General features: G+C 48.7%; 14 protein-coding genes and 1 other annotated feature. Of the genes, 1 reads left to right on the top strand and 13 read right to left on the bottom strand.

From position 1 onward, the window contains the following. Positions 1-33 precede the first annotated feature (33 nt). Positions 34-621 (top strand): YitT family protein, encoded by a 588-nt coding sequence (locus tag L3D05_RS25365; protein WP_239619172.1) that lies wholly within the window; start codon positions 34-36, stop codon positions 619-621. Positions 622-705: 84 nt separating this feature from the next. Here L3D05_RS25365 and tuf read toward each other — a convergent pair whose 3' ends face one another. The 13 genes from tuf to rplK form a co-directional block, all read right to left on the bottom strand. After that, positions 706-1,899 (bottom strand): elongation factor Tu, encoded by a 1,194-nt coding sequence (gene tuf / locus L3D05_RS25360; RefSeq protein WP_239619171.1) that lies wholly within the window; start codon positions 1,897-1,899, stop codon positions 706-708. Positions 1,900-1,994: 95 nt separating this feature from the next. After that, the gene (fusA, locus tag L3D05_RS25355; protein WP_239619170.1) at positions 1,995-4,070 is read right to left on the bottom strand and encodes an elongation factor G; all 2,076 of its coding nucleotides are present in this window, start codon (positions 4,068-4,070) and stop codon (positions 1,995-1,997) included. A 39-nt stretch (positions 4,071-4,109) separates the two neighbouring features. After that, entirely contained in the window at positions 4,110-4,580 is a 471-nt protein-coding gene (gene rpsG / locus L3D05_RS25350) for a 30S ribosomal protein S7 (protein ID WP_239619169.1), read from the bottom strand. 63 nt (positions 4,581-4,643) lie between these two features. Continuing rightward, the gene (gene rpsL / locus L3D05_RS25345; protein WP_169281358.1) at positions 4,644-5,066 is read right to left on the bottom strand and encodes a 30S ribosomal protein S12; all 423 of its coding nucleotides are present in this window, start codon (positions 5,064-5,066) and stop codon (positions 4,644-4,646) included. Between the two features lie 353 nt (positions 5,067-5,419). Continuing rightward, positions 5,420-6,124, bottom strand: coding sequence for a hypothetical protein (locus L3D05_RS25340; protein WP_239619168.1), 705 nt, complete (start codon positions 6,122-6,124; stop codon positions 5,420-5,422). Beyond that, positions 6,121-7,023 carry an ATP-binding cassette domain-containing protein gene (locus L3D05_RS25335; protein WP_239619167.1) on the bottom strand — a complete coding sequence of 301 codons (903 nt, stop codon included), beginning with the start codon at positions 7,021-7,023 and terminating at the stop codon, positions 6,121-6,123. Before L3D05_RS25335 ends, L3D05_RS25340 begins: the two co-directional genes overlap by 4 nt. 84 nt (positions 7,024-7,107) lie before the next feature. Beyond that, positions 7,108-10,731 (bottom strand): DNA-directed RNA polymerase subunit beta', encoded by a 3,624-nt coding sequence (gene rpoC / locus L3D05_RS25330; RefSeq protein ID WP_239619166.1) that lies wholly within the window; start codon positions 10,729-10,731, stop codon positions 7,108-7,110. Positions 10,732-10,834: 103 nt separating this feature from the next. After that, positions 10,835-14,380 carry a DNA-directed RNA polymerase subunit beta gene (rpoB, locus tag L3D05_RS25325; RefSeq protein WP_239619165.1) on the bottom strand — a complete coding sequence of 1,182 codons (3,546 nt, stop codon included), beginning with the start codon at positions 14,378-14,380 and terminating at the stop codon, positions 10,835-10,837. A 253-nt stretch (positions 14,381-14,633) separates the two neighbouring features. Beyond that, positions 14,634-15,239 carry a class I SAM-dependent methyltransferase gene (locus L3D05_RS25320; RefSeq protein WP_239619164.1) on the bottom strand — a complete coding sequence of 202 codons (606 nt, stop codon included), beginning with the start codon at positions 15,237-15,239 and terminating at the stop codon, positions 14,634-14,636. 109 nt (positions 15,240-15,348) lie between these two features. Beyond that, positions 15,349-15,714: a 50S ribosomal protein L7/L12 gene (gene rplL, locus L3D05_RS25315; protein WP_239619163.1), complete on the bottom strand. Its 366-nt coding sequence runs from the start codon at positions 15,712-15,714 to the stop codon at positions 15,349-15,351. Between the two features lie 58 nt (positions 15,715-15,772). Continuing rightward, a complete protein-coding gene (rplJ, locus tag L3D05_RS25310) occupies positions 15,773-16,273 on the bottom strand; it encodes a 50S ribosomal protein L10 (RefSeq protein WP_239619162.1) in 501 nt (166 codons plus the stop codon). Positions 16,274-16,326: 53 nt separating this feature from the next. Continuing rightward, positions 16,327-16,511: a sequence feature (ribosomal protein L10 leader region), on the bottom strand. A 79-nt stretch (positions 16,512-16,590) separates the two neighbouring features. Next, positions 16,591-17,283, bottom strand: a complete 693-nt coding sequence (rplA, locus tag L3D05_RS25305; protein WP_239619161.1) for a 50S ribosomal protein L1 — start codon at positions 17,281-17,283, stop codon at positions 16,591-16,593. Between the two features lie 95 nt (positions 17,284-17,378). Beyond that, complete coding sequence (gene rplK, locus L3D05_RS25300) at positions 17,379-17,804, bottom strand: 50S ribosomal protein L11 (RefSeq protein WP_169281367.1); 426 nt, start codon at positions 17,802-17,804, stop codon at positions 17,379-17,381. Positions 17,805-17,845 lie beyond the last annotated feature (41 nt).

Genomic DNA, 17,845 nt, shown 5'->3' with positions numbered 1-17,845 from the left:
TAAGACAGGCTTTGTTGAGGGGAGTGTTCGTGTTTGCTTTCTCTGCAAAAAACAATAACGATAGTCGTTGGAAGTTTATTGATCGCGATCGGAATCGATTTTTTTCTCATGCCTATCAAAGTGCTCGATGGGGGCTTTATCGGATTAGCGCTAATAGGAAATTACCTGTTCCAAGCCAAAGCCGGGATTATCCTCATCGCACTCAGCCTCCCGGTTTTTATATATACTTGGAGGATGGCCCGCGGCATGTTCTTTCATAGCCTTTTTGGAATGGTTCTGCTTTCTTATTTCATCGATCTATTAGATGCTTTCAACCCTTTAGGATCGGCCGTTCACGCTTATCCTTTCGTAGCTTCTATAATAGGAGGCACGTGCATTGGTATCGGATTTGGCATTCTATTAAGAATAGACACGAGTACTGGGGGGATGGATTTGCTTGCGAGTTTGTTGGCCCCGCGTTTGCGGCTTAATGTCGGCGTACTTATTCTGATGATGGATGCCATCGTGATCATTCTGGGAGGGTTGCTCTTCTCCTTAGACACTTTCTTTCTATCCATAGCCACGATAGTTTCTGGAGGATTAGCAACAAGCTTGTGTACAAGCAAGTATTTTACTTATTGAGGATCTAACTGATTTCAACTTCGAACGGACGAAAAAAAGGCCAATCCAGCAAGATGCTGAACGGCCTTTTATTTGTGTTGCTTATTATTTTTGGATCGAAGCAACCGCGCCAGCGCCTACAGTACGTCCGCCTTCGCGAATAGCGAAGCGAGTACCTTCTTCGATAGCGATTGGGGAAATCAGTTGAACGGTTACAGTGATGTTATCACCAGGCATAACCATTTCTGTTCCTTCTGGCAGGTTGATGATGCCAGTTACGTCTGTTGTCCGGAAGTAGAACTGCGGACGGTATCCTGTGAAGAAAGGCTTGTGACGGCCACCCTCAGCGGAAGTCAGAACGTAGATTTGAGCAGTGAACTCAGTGTGTGGTTTAACGGAACCTGGTTTCGCGATTACTTGGCCACGCTCGATGTCTTTACGGTCTACACCACGAAGCAATGCTCCGATGTTGTCGCCCGCTTGAGCTTGATCAAGCAATTTGCGGAACATTTCTACGCCCGTTACAACGGATTTGCGAGTTTCTTCTTGCAAACCGATGATTTCAGCCTCGTCGCCAACTTTGATGATACCACGCTCAACACGGCCTGTAGCAACTGTACCACGACCAGTGATTGTGAACACGTCCTCAACTGGCATCAAGAAAGGCTTGTCAGTTGCACGCTCAGGAGTTGGGATGTAGCTATCGATTGCTTCGAATAACTCGATGATTTTGTCAGCCCATGGGCCATCTGGGTTTTGCAGAGCTTCACGAGCAGCACCGCGGATGATTGGAGTGTCATCGCCTGGGAATTCATATTCGCTAAGAAGATCGCGAACTTCCATCTCAACAAGCTCAAGCAACTCTTCGTCTTCAACCATGTCGCATTTGTTCAAGAATACGACGATGTAAGGAACGCCTACTTGACGGGAGAGAAGGATGTGCTCGCGCGTTTGCGGCATAGGACCGTCAGCAGCGGATACAACCAGGATTGCTCCGTCCATTTGAGCAGCGCCAGTGATCATGTTTTTAACATAGTCAGCATGTCCTGGGCAGTCAACGTGTGCATAGTGACGGTTAGGAGTTTCGTACTCAACGTGTGCTGTGGAAATTGTGATTCCACGCTCGCGCTCTTCAGGAGCTTTGTCGATTTGGTCAAAAGCTACAGCAGAACCGCTACCGTATTTTTTGTTCAATACCGACGTGATTGCAGCCGTAGTCGTTGTTTTACCGTGGTCAACGTGACCGATTGTACCGATATTAACGTGTGGTTTGTTACGTTCGAATTTAGACTTAGCCATGGATTCTGTTCCTCCTTAATATTTAAAAGGATTATATTTGGTGGAGGGCGAGGAATGCAAGAAGCATTCCCACTTCCCTTCCGCTTACTAAGACATTACGCGCCTTTGTGTTTCGAAATGATTTCTTCCGAAATCGACTTAGGTACTTCTTCGTAGTGGGAAAGTTCCATCGAGAACACCCCACGGCCTTGCGTACCGGAACGAAGCGTTGTGGAGTATCCGAACATCTCTGCCAACGGCACCTTCGCACGGACGATTTGTGCGCCGAAACGCATATCCGATCCTTCGATGCGGCCACGGCGGGAGCTCAGCATGCCCATAACATCGCCGAAGTACTCTTCGGGAACCGTTACTTCAACCTTCATGATTGGCTCGAGCAACACAGGATCACATTTGTCCTTCGCTGCTTTAAGCGCCATCGATCCAGCGATTTTGAACGCCATCTCCGAGGAGTCGACGTCATGGTACGATCCGTCAACGATAGTGGCTTTGATATCCACAAGCGGGAAGCCTGCGATTACGCCGTTTTTCATTGATTCTTCGATACCAGCTTGTACTGGCGCGATAAACTCGCGTGGTACTACGCCGCCGACGACTTTGTTCTCGAACAAGAAGCCTTCGCCTGGCTCACGCGGTTCGAACTCGATCCAGCAATGGCCGTATTGACCGCGTCCACCAGATTGGCGAACGAACTTGCCTTCGACTTTCGCAGGTGTACGGAACGTTTCACGGTAAGCAACTTGCGGTTTACCAACATTCGTCTCAACTTTGAATTCGCGAAGCATACGGTCAACAAGGATTTCCAAGTGAAGCTCACCCATACCGGAGATGATCGTTTGGCCTGTTTCTTCGTCCGTATGAGCACGGAACGTAGGATCCTCTTCAGCGAGCTTCTGCAGAGCGATACCCATTTTATCTTGGTCGGCTTTCGTTTTAGGCTCAACCGCAAGTTGGATAACCGGCTCTGGGAAGTTCATCGATTCCAGGATTACAGGATTTTTCTCATCACACAGCGTGTCTCCAGTCGTTGTATCTTTCAGACCAACGGCTGCAGCAATATCGCCAGAGTGAACTTCATTAATTTCTTGACGACTATTCGCATGCATTTGCAGAATACGACCAACGCGTTCGCGTTTGCCTTTCGTCGCGTTAACAACATATGAGCCTGCGCTCAGAATACCGGAGTATACGCGGAAGAAAGTCAGACGACCAACATAAGGGTCAGTCATGATTTTGAATGCAAGTGCAGCGAACGGCTCGCTGTCAGAGGATTTACGAACTGTCTCCGTACCATCTTCTAAATGACCTGTGATTGCAGGAACATCAAGAGGGGATGGCAGGTAATCAACTACAGCGTCCAACATCGGCTGAACGCCTTTGTTACGGTAAGAGGATCCGCATACGACTGGGAAGATTTTCACTTCACAGACGCCTTTACGAAGAGCCGCTTTGATTTCCGGGATAGTGAGTTCTTCACCTTCCAAGAATTTCATCGTCAATTCTTCATCCAGTTCTGCAACTTTCTCTACCAAGATAGCGCGCAGTTCTTCCACTTGAGCTTCGTACTCTGCAGGAATTGCAATTTTCTCTGGGTCTTTGCCTTTGTCATCAAGGTATTTATAAGCAACCCGTTCAACCAGGTCGATCATACCTATGAAAACATCTTCAGCACCCATTGGCAATTGAATCGCTACAGCATTTGCATTCAAGCGGTCTTTCATCGATTGAATAACATTAAGGTAATCCGCACCGATGATATCCATCTTATTGACATAAGCAATACGCGGTACGCTGTAACGGTCAGCTTGACGCCATACCGTCTCGGATTGCGGTTCTACGCCTTCTTTGGCGCTAAATACGCCAACGGCCCCATCCAATACGCGCAGGGAGCGCTCGACCTCTACCGTAAAGTCAACGTGACCCGGAGTGTCGATAATATTGATACGGTGACCCTTCCACTGAGCGGTAGTCGCGGCAGACGTAATCGTAATACCGCGCTCTTGCTCTTGCTCCATCCAGTCCATTGTCGCGGCGCCTTCATGCACTTCGCCGATCTTATGAACACGGCCGGTGTAGAACAAAATCCGTTCCGTAGTCGTGGTTTTACCCGCATCAATATGCGCCATAATCCCAATATTACGCGTATTTTGCAAGGAGAACTCTCTAGCCATCGATATAGTCTCCCTTCATTTGTCTCGCTTAAGCGAATCCTACCAACGGTAGTGAGCAAACGCTTTGTTCGCTTCCGCCATTTTGTGAGTGTCCTCACGTTTTTTAACGGCTGCTCCAGTGTTATTGGAAGCATCCAGAATTTCAGCTGCTAAACGCTCTTCCATCGTTTTCTCACCGCGGTTGCGGGAGTAGTTAACGAGCCAGCGCAGTCCTAGGGACGTGCGGCGTTCAGGCTTAACTTCAATCGGAACTTGATAGTTCGCTCCACCTACACGGCGAGCTTTAACTTCAAGCACCGGCATGATGTTCTTGATTGCTGCTTCAAAAACCTCCATTGGTTCTTTACCGGAGCGCTCTTGAATCAATTTGAACGCATCATATAGAAGTTGTTGGGCTACGCCCTTCTTTCCATCGATCATGATACGGTTTACAAGACGAGTAACAAGTTTGCTGTTGTACAGCGGATCCGGGAGTACATCCCGTTTCGGAACTGGTCCTTTACGTGGCATCGAAGTTCCTCCTTTCTCATTCATGTTGTTCTGCGTCAAGCGATCAAGTCGCTCTTCCGCTTATTAGGATTTTTTAACTTTCGGTCTTTTCGTACCGTATTTGGAACGAGCTTGTTTCCGGTTGTTAACGCCAGCGGTATCCAAAGCTCCGCGAACGATATGATAACGAACCCCCGGTAAGTCTTTAACCCGGCCTCCGCGAACAAGAACAACGCTATGCTCTTGCAAGTTATGGCCGATCCCCCCAATGTAGGCGGTCACCTCAACACGGTTGGTCAAACGGACCCTAGCGTATTTACGAAGTGCGGAGTTCGGTTTTTTCGGAGTCATCGTACCTACACGAGTGCACACTCCGCGTTTTTGAGGAGCGCTCAATTCCGTTTCAACGCGTTTCAATGCGTTAAAACCTCTTTGAAGTGCAGGAGATTTCGATTTCACGACCTTCGATTGACGGCCTTTACGAACTAACTGGTTAATTGTTGGCATGCTGCCACCCCCTTCCCGTAAACGGTAGAAAAATAATGAGTAAACGACTTACCCGATACCCTTTTGCGAAGCCCACAGATCCAGGTGGTTCATTTTGAGAGACGAGAAAGGGCCCGACCAGTCATCTTCGCACATGAAAATCGCTTTTCCGTGGTCTTTGACCGAATCAAACCCAACAATCTTATTCTCCGACGGCTATAACTAGCAGTTATGCCGATGCAATGTCGCACTCTTTGCTTAGGTTCGCACCGTATCGATGCACGTCAGTTTGACGTACGTCTGGCACACACTAGAACATATTATCACTTGAATTTGGGTGTGTCAAGAAGTTTAACTCCGCAAGCATCCATCAATCAAACCAGCTTTCTTTTCATCTTGATGAGAAACAGCCAAAATAGCAAGCCACTATAAACCAACGGAGAAATCAACGAAACGACAACGCCGGAATAGGCCGTCTCCTCATAATTATTAAGCATGTCCATCGTTCGAAACACCGGGGGAATGAGCCATGATAACGCCTTAATAGAATGCGGCGAAGAATTCTCGATTCCAGCTCCAGCCAAAGACAGCGCGATTGCAAGGAATATCCCTAGAATGGCATAGCTCAATTTCTGAACCCATTTATTCGTAAATAAAATGGAGAGCGCTATTCCTAATATAGAGAGAATGCTATGACTTAGCAGCGCGATCACCCATTCCGATAACGAAGGTTGCCTATCGAACTTATTGAACAGGATCGGGTACAGGACGCAGATGATCGACAATATGTTGACGATGATAACGATAACGAGTAGTTTGCCATAATAATATTTCGATAAGCTTCCCGTATGCATGACCGTAATCTGTTGCTGTGTTCCGTCTTCGACGTCGATATATCCGAATGCTAGCCAAGCGGACACGACAAATAGAAACGTGGACGTTAACGAATAACTGGGCATAACCGGATTAGGAACAATGCTATAAATGAAAAATAAGGTAAGACTGAATATTAATAGAGGAGCTACGTATCTGTAGGATCGCAAATAATATTGTAAGGAGTATGCCATCGTTGCCGTCATACGACTACCACCTTCTCAGTCTTAACCGGCACCATCGCGCCTAACGTTGGGCTCTCAGGCAGACTAATCACCTTAATAATGGCCGCACCCGCTTGAAGAATGGAACGCAGGAAAGCATCGCTATTATCTGCACTGATTTCTACGCGCCAATGAGTATTTAACCGCGACCATGTTCTAACGCCTTCTCCGTCCGATAGGCATTGACGCATTTCGTTTTCCCCGAGGTCAAAAATGATTTCTTTAACAATCGTTGCGTAAACGGGAACCCGCTTATCGCTAGCGATTCCCCCATCGGCAAGTTCCACGACGCGATCGGCAATTTGCTCCATCATCACCTTCTCGTGCGTTGTTAATACGATGGTCATTCCTTGCCTTTTAATTTGTATCAGAACATTCATCAGTTCCTCTTGGGTTCTCATATCCAAACCCGACAAAGGTTCGTCGAGTAGCAATAAATCCGGCTTCTCCAACAACGCTTGCATCAGATTAACTTTCTGGAGCATTCCCTTAGAATAGTTACGAAGCTGTTGGCGAATGGTCGGATCAAGCCTAAGCTGGCTCATTAAGTCTGAGATTCTTTCCTCTAGCCGTTGCTTATTCATCCCTCTGATTCTACCCATGTATCGCAAATACTCCGTAGCCGTGAATCGTAACTTAGGAAATCTGTCCGGTGCGAATCCGATCGAGAGCCTTTTGTCTTCTGGCGCTTCTATCCTTCTCCCGCCATTAATGGCTCCTAGACCGCTTATTATTTTCAATAAAGTGCTCTTCCCCGTACCATTGTTTCCGACAATGGCCATGGCCTCACCCTCGTGAACGTTAAGCGATAGGTCTTTCAACACTTCTTTATGTGCGAAAAAGCACGAAATATGGTCTAACGTAACTAAAGATTTAGTCATGAAAGCGGCCTCCGCGCGAAGATGGGTGTAAAAAAGGCGAATACCGTTGCCGGTATCCGCCTTGTAAGCTTACATGTAATCGAATTACTCTACGCCAACGGGCTCGAGCTCAGCCGCTTCGTCTGTCGGTTCGTCAAAAGGCGACACGACTCGAATGTTGCGGTAACGAGCCATCCCCGTACCAGCAGGAATGAGTTTTCCGATAATGACGTTCTCCTTGAGTCCAAGCAATCTGTCGACTTTGCCTTTGATAGCTGCATCGGTCAGAACGCGAGTCGTCTCTTGGAAAGATGCCGCCGATAGGAATGAATCGGTCTCGAGCGACGCCTTTGTAATACCGAGGAGCACTGGACGTGCAACCGCAGGCTCTTTGTCCGCAAGAATAGCGTCGCGGTTAGCCGCTTCGTACTCGTGCAGATCCACGAATGCTCCAGGGAGCAATACCGTGTCGCCTGGATCAACGATGCGAATCTTACGAAGCATCTGCTTGATCATAACCTCGATATGCTTATCGTTGATTTCAACGCCTTGGTTACGGTAAACGCGTTGTACCTCTTGCAGAATATAATTCTGCACGCCGCGAATACCTTTGATCCGTAGCATTTCTTTCGGATCGATCGAACCGTCGGTCAATTCGTCTCCAGCTTCAACTTGCTGGCCTTGAATGACGCGAATACGCGAACCGTAGCTGACCGGATAGATTTTGGATTCTGCTCCGCCCTGCAACTCGATTTCACGGCGATCCTTCGTTTCACGAATTTCTTTAATTACGCCGTCAAGCTCGGAAATAATCGCTTGACCTTTCGGATTCCGAGCTTCGAAGAGCTCCTGGATCCGCGGCAAACCTTGCGTAATATCGTCTCCGGCAACACCGCCGGTATGGAACGTACGCATAGTGAGCTGAGTTCCCGGTTCTCCGATGGATTGCGCGGCGATGATACCGACCGCTTCCCCGATCTCGACTTTCTTGCCTGTCGCCAGGTTGCGTCCATAACATAGCTTACATACGCCATGACGTGCACGGCAGCTAAGTACGGAGCGGATCTGAACTTTCTTGATGCCAGCGCGAATGATCTCTTCCGCGATTGGCGTATCGATCAGGTCGTTGCGATTGGCGATAATTTCTTTCGTCTCCGGATTGCGGATCGTTTCGAATGCGTAACGGCCTTCGATACGGTCGAACAAGTCCTCGATAACCTCTTTGCCATCCTCGATCCGGGAAACGGTAATTCCTTTGTCCGTTCCGCAATCGTCCTCGCGGACGATAACATCTTGCGCTACGTCTACGAGACGACGTGTCAAGTAACCGGAGTCGGCTGTTCTAAGAGCTGTATCGGCTAGACCTTTCCGCGCTCCATGCGTCGAAATAAAGTATTCCAATACGGTAAGGCCTTCACGGAAGTTCGATTTAATCGGCAACTCGATGATACGACCGGATGGGTTGGCCATCAGACCCCGCATACCGCCCAATTGGGTGATCTGCGATTTGTTACCCCGAGCTTTGGAGTCGACCATCAACATAATGCTGTTGTAGCGATCCATCGATTTCATCAGAACGTCTGTAAGTTCGTCCTTCGTTTTGCTCCAGATCTCGATTACGCGATCCCGGCGCTCTTCGTTAGTAATCAAACCGCGGCGGTATTGCGTAGCAACGACGTTAACGCGTTCTTCGGATTTCGCAAGAATTTGTTGCTTCTCCTGAGGAACAATAACGTCGGATACGCCGATCGTAATCCCTGCGCGCGTCGAGTACGTGAATCCAAGCTGCTTGATTTTATCCAAAATAACCGAAGTTTCTGTCGTATGGTAAATGCGGAAGCATTCGCCGATAATGTTACCCAAGTACTCTTTACCAACAGCTCCCGGTATTTGCGGATCATCGATAAATTTATCCAGGTCGGCGCCTTTTTCATAGATGAAATATTTATCCGGCGTACCTTTAACGAGGTTTTCTTTCGTTGCCTCGTTGATGTAAGGGAACGTATCCGGGAAGATTTCATTGAAAATGATTTTACCGATTGTCGTAACAATCAGCGCTTCCTGCTGTTCCGGAGTAAAGGTCTTCTTCTTCAGCTCTTTAACCGGAATGATTACGCGAGCATGCAGCGAAATGCCTGCCGTGCTGCGTTGGTAAGCGGAAACGGCTTCGTTAACGTTAGCAAAGCGAAGGCCCGTTCCATAAGACTTATTGTTATCCATCGTCAGATAGAAGCAACCAAGTACCATATCCTGCGATGGAGTTACGACAGGCTTACCGTCTTTAGGGTTCAAGATGTTACCCGAAGCTAGCATGAGCAAGCGTGCTTCCGCTTGTGCTTCCGCGGACAACGGAACGTGAACCGCCATTTGGTCACCGTCGAAGTCGGCGTTGTACGCCGTACAAACGAGAGGGTGAAGCTTGATAGCACGGCCTTCGACCAAGATCGGTTCGAACGCTTGGATACCAAGTCTATGAAGCGTAGGCGCACGGTTGAGAAGCACCGGATGTTCTTTAATAACTTCTTCAAGCACATCCCATACTTCCGGACTAACGCGTTCTACTTTGCGCTTCGCGCTCTTGATGTTATGGGCTAATCCTTTAAGAACGAGTTCTTTCATAACGAACGGCTTGAACAACTCCAACGCCATCTCTTTAGGAAGACCACATTGGTACATTCTCAAGCTTGGTCCGACAACGATAACCGAACGTCCGGAGTAGTCGACCCGTTTACCGAGCAAGTTCTGACGGAACCGGCCTTGTTTCCCTTTCAGCATGTGGCTGAGGGATTTCAATGGACGATTACCCGGGCCCGTTACTGGACGGCCGCGGCGACCGTTATCGATCAACGCGTCGACCGCTTCTTGAAGCATCCGTTTTTCATTCTGTACGATGATATCCGGAGCTCCGAGATCGAGCAAACGTTTCAACCGGTTGTTCCGGTTAATAACGCGGCGGTACAGGTCGTTCAAGTCGCTAGTCGCGAAACGGCCTCCGTCTAGTTGAACCATCGGGCGCAATTCCGGAGGAATGACCGGAAGAACGTCGAGAATCATCCAGTCCGGCAAGTTGCCGGAGTTACGGAAAGATTCCACCACTTCAAGACGTTTGATCGCGCGGTTGCGACGTTGGCCTTGCGCGGTGCGCAAATCTTCTTTCAGCATTTCGAGTTCACGATCGAGGTCGATATCCTGCAACAGTCTTTTGACCGCTTCGGCACCCATCCCCGCATGGAATGCATATCCATACTTATCCCGGTAGCTGCGGTATTCTTTCTCGGAGAGAAGTTGTTTCTTCTCCAGAGGCGTATCTCCAGGATCCGTTACGACGTAGGAAGCGAAGTAAATGATCTCTTCGAGCGAACGAGGAGACATGTCCAGCGCAAGTCCCATACGGCTTGGAATCCCTTTGAAGTACCAAATGTGCGATACGGGAGCTGCTAGTTCGATGTGGCCCATCCGTTCGCGACGAACTTTCGCACGCGTAACTTCAACTCCGCAACGATCACAGACAACGCCTTTGTAACGAACTCTTTTGTACTTTCCGCAATGACATTCCCAGTCCTTGGTTGGTCCGAAAATTTTCTCGCAGAACAAACCTTCTTTTTCCGGCTTCAAGGTCCGGTAGTTTATCGTTTCCGGTTTCTTGACTTCGCCTCTTGACCAAGACCGGATTTTGTCCGGGGAAGCCAAACCGATTTTCATGAACTCAAAGTTATTGACGTCTAACAAGGAGCAAGCCCTCCTTCATCGTTGCTAAGATTTCAGATCTTAACGACGGCCCCGAAGGCCCGGCGTCATGCGATTGCGAAACGTAGCCTAAGCTACGTTTCGTTTATTCGACACCGACTTCAGAGCCCTCTAAGTTAAGGTTTAGCTTATCTCCAGCGGCATCTTCTTCGTCGTCCATTTCTTTCATTTCGATCTCTTGCTCGTCTCCGGACAAGATCTTCACGTCCATACCCAAGCTTTGGAGCTCCTTGATCAATACTTTGAAGGACTCAGGAACGCCTGGTTCTGGCACGTTCTCGCCTTTAACGATCGATTCGTAAGTTTTGACACGACCGACCACGTCATCGGATTTCACTGTCAAAATTTCTTGTAGCGTATAGGCTGCACCGTAAGCTTCCAGTGCCCAAACCTCCATCTCCCCGAAACGTTGTCCACCGAACTGGGCTTTACCACCGAGCGGCTGTTGCGTAACGAGCGAGTAAGGACCTGTAGAACGAGCATGGATTTTATCGTCGACCATATGCGCGAGCTTGATCATATACATAACGCCTACGGTAACTTCGCGTTCGAACAGTTCACCGGAACGTCCGTCGCGCAATTGCCATTTACCATTACGTTTCATGCCTGCTTCTTCCATGGCGTCGAAGACGTCCGTTTCACGAGCTCCGTCGAATACCGGCGTAGCGGAGTGAATGCCGAGAAGCTTACAAGCCATGCCCAAGTGAACTTCGAGTACTTGACCGATGTTCATCCGGGAAGGTACACCCAGCGGATTAAGAACGACCTGTACAGGCGTACCATCTGGCAGGAACGGCATATCTTCTTCCGGTAAGATGCGCGCGATAACCCCTTTGTTACCATGGCGTCCGGCCATTTTATCGCCTTCGGAAATTTTCCGTTTCTGAGCGATATAGGCACGAACCAATTGGTTAACTCCAGGAGGCAGCTCATCACCGTTCTCACGGGTAAACACTTTAACGTCAACGACGATTCCGTCCGTACCATGCGGTACGCGCAGGGAAGTATCGCGGACTTCGCGAGCCTTCTCTCCGAAGATAGCGTGTAGCAAGCGTTCTTCCGCCGTAAGCTCCGTTACGCCCTTAGGAGTAACTTTACCTACCAGGATGTCTCCAGCGCTAATCTCGGCGCCTACGCGGATGATTCCGCGCTCGTCGAGGTTGCGAAGCGCGTCCTCGCCCACGTTAGGAATATCGCGGGTAATTTCTTCAGGTCCCAGCTTCGTATCACGCGCTTCGGACTCGTACTCCTCGATGTGGATCGAAGTGTACACGTCTTCGCGCACCAATTTCTCGGACAACAGGATAGCATCCTCGTAGTTGTAGCCTTCCCATGTCATGAAGGCAACGACTACGTTACGTCCAAGCGCAAGCTCGCCCGTATCTGTTGAAGGACCGTCTGCCATGATGTCACCTTTCTTGATAACATCGCCACGGCGGACAAGCGGTCTTTGGTTAATACATGTTCCTTGGTTAGAACGCATAAACTTCTGCAGCTTATGTTTAACGATGTCGCCTTTAACTTCTTTGCCGTCGATAATCTCGACGCGGCGCAATTGGATTTCATTAGCAGAAACTCGCTCGATGAAACCGTCATATTTGGATACAATACATACCCCGGAGTCTTTCGCAGACTTATGCTCCATTCCAGTTCCTACGAAAGGAGCTTCCGGAATGAGCAACGGCACGGCTTGACGTTGCATGTTGGATCCCATGAGCGCACGGTTGGAGTCATCGTTCTCTAGGAACGGGATCATCGCCGTAGCGACGGACACAACCTGCTTAGGAGATACGTCCATGTAGTCAACGCGGTCACTCGGCAGCGTCAGGATATTATCCACTTGCTTGTTATAACGCACAATGGTTTCCTTCTCAGCAAAGGAGCCATCGGGATTTAACTTCGCGTTCGCTTGCGCGATGATATAGTTATACTCTTCGTCCGCAGTCATGTAGACGATCTCTTCCGTAACGCGATTAGTTTGCGGATCGACCTTACGATAAGGTGCCTCGATAAAGCCGTATTCGTTAATTCGCGCGAAGGTGGACAAGGAGTTGATCAACCCGATGTTCGGTCCCTCTGGCGTCTCGATCGGACACATCCGACCGTAGTGAGAGTTATGAACGTCCCGAACCTCGAATCCTGCGCGTTCGCGCGTCAAACCGCCCGGTCCGAGCGCGGAAAGACGACGTTTGTGCGTCAATTCGGCAAGCGGATTCGTTTGGTCCATAAATTGCGATAGCTGGGAAGATCCGAAAAACTCTTTGATTGCCGCGATTACAGGACGAATGTTGATCAGAGCCTGAGGCGTAATCGCATTCTGATCCTGAATCGACATCCGTTCGCGCACAACCCGTTCCATACGGGACAAGCCGATACGGAATTGGTTCTGTAGCAGCTCGCCTACGGAACGAAGACGACGGTTACCGAGGTGGTCGATATCGTCCGTGTCGCCGACGTTCTGCAACAGATTCATGAAGTAGCTGACGGAAGCGATAATATCCGCAGGCGTAATGTTCTTCACCGACTTGTCGATGATGCCGTTGGAAATAACCTTAACCACTTTGCCATCATCAAGAGGCGAGAACACGCTCACGGCTTGCAGAGGAATATCTTCCGCTTCGTAAACTCCGCCTGTTACGCGATAGTTTTTGAATCCGACGTTCTTCTCCAGCATAGGGAGAATTTGATCCAACAGTCTACGGTCAATCATCTGGCCGGCTTCGGCGATAATTTCGCCCGTGGATGGATCCACAAGCGTCTCCGCTAAACGTTGGTTAAACAATCGGTTCTTAATATGCAGTTTTTTGTTTACTTTGTAACGACCGACATTCGCCAGGTCATAGCGCTTAGGATCGAAGAAACGTGCAATCAGCAAGCTGCGCGCGTTCTCCAAAGTCGGAGGTTCGCCCGGACGAAGACGCTCGTAAATTTCGATGAGCGCTTTCTCGGTGGAATCCGTGTTATCCTTCTCAAGCGTATTGCGAATGTAATCATCTTGTCCTAGCAGATCCAGAATCTCTGCGTCGGTTCCGAAACCAAGCGAACGAAGAAGAACCGTAACCGGGATCTTCCGTGTGCGGTCAATACGCACATAAATGATATCTTTAGCATCCGTCTCAAGTTCGAGCCATGCTCCACGATTCGGAATGACAGTTGCAGTGTAATTTTTCTTACCGTTCTTATCTACCTTCGTACTGAAGTAGACACTCGGGGAGCGCACCAATTGGCTGACGATTACGCGTTCTGCACCATTGATAATGAACGTACCCGTTTCGGTCATGAGCGGGAAATCGCCCATAAATACTTCTTGCTCTTTCACTTCACCGGTTTCTTTATTAAGCAATCGAACTTTAACACGAAGTGGAGCCGCATAAGTAACGTCGCGTTCTTTCGATTCGTCAACGGAATACTTCGGTTCACCCAAGCTATAGTCGATAAACTCCAACACTAGATTGCCGGTAAAATCCGAAATTGGCGAAATATCCTGAAAAATCTCGCGCAAACCCTCGTCCAAAAACTTCTGGTACGACTGTTGCTGGATTTCGATCAGGTTCGGAACGTCCAACACTTCATTAATGCGGGCGTAGCTGCGCCGTGTACGGCGGCCATACTGAACAAGATGTCCTGCCAACTTAACCTCACCCCTTAAGTCTGCTTCAACACATAAATAAAGAAAAGCCCTTATGCGCCGGTTGGCGGCACAATGGCAACTCATCCTGCCTTTACCCCAAAACAAACCCATTATACGTCAACTTACGTTCATTTATTCCTGGGAAAGGATCAGAGTTTACAAGTCTATTGTGTTGAAGACAATTAGCCCATCCTAATACTGACATTTTTTAATAATACCACAGCCAAAATGTCAAGTCAAATATTTTTCATTTTTACTTTCGAGTACAGCGATATAGCCTGAATCCCTTATCCTTACCGACTTCTACAACCTGTTCCTCGCCATAGATCTCTTCAAGCTTCGCTCTTGCAGAGGGCGCCCCTTGTTTGTTCTGGATAACGACCCAGGTAGAGCCGCCAGGATTCAGATGTTGCCAGGATTCCATGAATAGCTGATGGACGACGACTTTCCCTGCCCGAATGGGCGGATTGGAGAGAATCACATCGAAGGTTTCTGTTGCGACCGCAGCGAACAAATCGCTTTGCGCGAAGGATACGTTGCGGATTCCATTCGCTTGCGCATTGTGGCTTGCAAGTTCAACTGCCCGTTCGTTAATGTCGATTAGCTTGACATGTCCTTGCGGCGCAAGGCGGGCAGCAATTAATCCAATCGGGCCATACCCGCAGCCGATATCCAGCACTTGGGCGTCAGATGGAATTTCCATCTGCTCGATAAGCACCCGACTGCCAAAGTCCACCCCGTCCCGCGAAAACACGCCAGCATCCGACGTCAAGCGGAGGTTAATCCCTCGAAGTACCGTTTCGAATGCCCGTCGATTGCTCGCCGACTTGGGTTTATTCGAGTAGTAGTGATCGTTCACGCTAGATCCCCCAAACTTACAGCGTAGATCGCCTTTACTAAGCATAATCAATTTTCCATACGAACAAACCCCTCGAAGAAAATCTTCAAGGGGTTTGATGATCTGCTTCTTACTTAACTTCTACTTTAGCGCCAGCTTCTTCAAGCTTAGCTTTAACAGCGTCAGCTTCTTCTTTGGCAACTTTTTCTTTGATTGCTTTTGGAGCGTTGTCTACGAGATCTTTTGCTTCTTTCAGGCCAAGACCTGTGATTTCGCGAACAGCTTTGATTACGTTGATTTTGGAAGCGCCAGCGTCAACCAAAAGTACGTCGAATTCGGATTGCTCTTCAGCTTCAGCAGCTGCTCCGCCGCCTGCAGCTACAGCAACTGGTGCTGCAGCAGTTACGCCGAATTCCTCTTCGATTGCTTTAACCAGATCGTTCAGTTCGAGAACAGTCATCGCTTTGATGGCTTCTAAGATTTGCTCTTTGCTCATTTGAATATCCTCCATTATTTGAGATCATATGATCTTCTTAATTTGGTAATCGATGGTCTTACGCGCTTGCTTCGTTTTTGTCCGACACCGCTTTGACAGCGAGTGCGAAGTTGCGAACTGGTGCTTGTAGAACGCTAAGCAACATGGACAGCAAACCTTCGCGGGACGGAAGATCCGCAAGTGCTTTTACTTGAGCAGCGTCGACGAAACGTCCTTCAACTACGCCACCTTTAACTTTCAATGCATCGTTCTTCTTAGCGAAATCGCTAAGAATTTTCGCAGGAGCAACAACGTCGCTACCGAAAGCGATAGCCGTTGGACCCGTCAGAACGGCATCAAGCTCGCTCAGTTCAGCGCTTGCAGCAGCACGGCTTACCAAAGAGTTTTTCAACACTTGGAATTCAATGCCGGCTTCACGCAATTGCTTACGAAGCAAAGTCACTTGAGCTACGTTCAGGCCGCGATAGTCAGCTACAACTGTACAATTGCTCTCGCGAAGTTTCGCTGCGATTGCATCGACTTCCTGTTGTTTGGCTTGAATGATTTTTGCATTTGCCATTGTGTACACCTCCTAAGTCTTGGCATTACCGTATTATCGTCTTCCAACGAGTCAGAGGCATAAGAAATGCCCCCGCAGACATCGCGGAGGCATGACGTGATCTCGCTCTTATGATCAAAATGCGAAGCACTTTGCATAAAAGAAAAACTCTATCCACACACCTCGGTAGGAAATTAAGCTCACGCGGCAGTTTACTGCGCGCTGCACCTACGGTCTACGGTATCCATATTCATTTATCAGCTTCATCAGCTTATCATTAAGATCAACCGATGTCAAAGACAGTTTTTACCGTTCGATTAGCTCTTCAGCTTATCGAATTAGCGATATACCGATGCATTAACGCGAGCGCCTGGTCCCATCGTCGAAGAAATCGAGATGTTTTTCAGGTATACGCCTTTGGAAGATGCAGGTTTCGCGCGGCTCAGCGCTTCGATCAAAGCTTTCAAGTTTTCGTCGAGCTTCTCGGAGTCGAACGAAACTTTACCGATCGGAGCGTGAATTTGTCCGGCTTTGTCCAGACGGTATTCGATTTTACCGGCTTTAATCTCAGCAATAGCTTTTGCAACGTCATTCGTTACAGTGCCTGCTTTAGGGTTCGGCATCAAACCTTTACCCCCGAGAATACGGCCCAGTTTACCGACTTCGCTCATCATGTCCGGAGTCGCGACGCAGACGTCGAACTCGAACCATCCTTGTTGGATTTTCGCGATGAGATCGGCATCCCCTACATAATCCGCGCCAGCTGCTTCAGCTTCTTTCAGCTTGTCACCTTTTGCGAATACGAGGACGCGTTGCGTTTTGCCAGTGCCGTGAGGCAGGACGACTACGCCACGCACTGCTTGATCTTGTTTTCTCGGATCTACGCCGAGACGGACAGCTGCTTCGACTGTTTCGTCGAATTTAGCTGTAGCTGCTTTCTTCACGAGTTCGATTGCTTCCAACGATTCGTAGGTTGCATCGCGATCGATCAGCTTAGCGGATGCTGCATATTTTTTACCGTGTTTAGCCAAGTTGTTCTCCTCCTTTTGTGGTTTTAACGGAAGTTTCCTCCCACAAGCGGTTCTAGGAACCGCAGTACGATTGTACTCTTTAGAGTCGCAATCGATTAGTCTTCGATAACTACGCCCATGCTGCGAGCAGTACCTTCGACCATACGCATAGCCGCTTCAACGGACGCCGCGTTCAGATCTTGCATTTTTTGCTCTGCAATATCACGAACTTTAGCACGTTTAACAGTAGCTACTTTTTTCTTGTTCGGCTCGCCGGAACCTTTTTGGATTCCTGCAGCTACGCGAAGCAATACTGCAGCTGGCGGAGTCTTTGTTTCGAATGTAAAGGAACGATCCTCAAATACGGAAATAACGACTGGAATAACCAATCCCGCTTGATCCGCTGTACGAGCATTGAACTCTTTACAGAATTGCATGATGTTAACGCCAGCTTGACCTAGTGCAGGACCGATTGGCGGCGCAGGGTTAGCTTTACCCGCGTTAACTTGCAACTTTACCAATTTGATGACTTTTTTTGCCATGTTGCACACCTCCCTGACCCATAATGCGGTTTAACGGAACT

The sequence above is a fragment of the Cohnella mopanensis genome (genome assembly GCF_022352055.1).
GTDB lineage: Bacteria > Bacillota > Bacilli > Paenibacillales > Paenibacillaceae > Cohnella > Cohnella mopanensis.
This window is presented reverse-complemented; position numbering and strand designations above follow the sequence as displayed.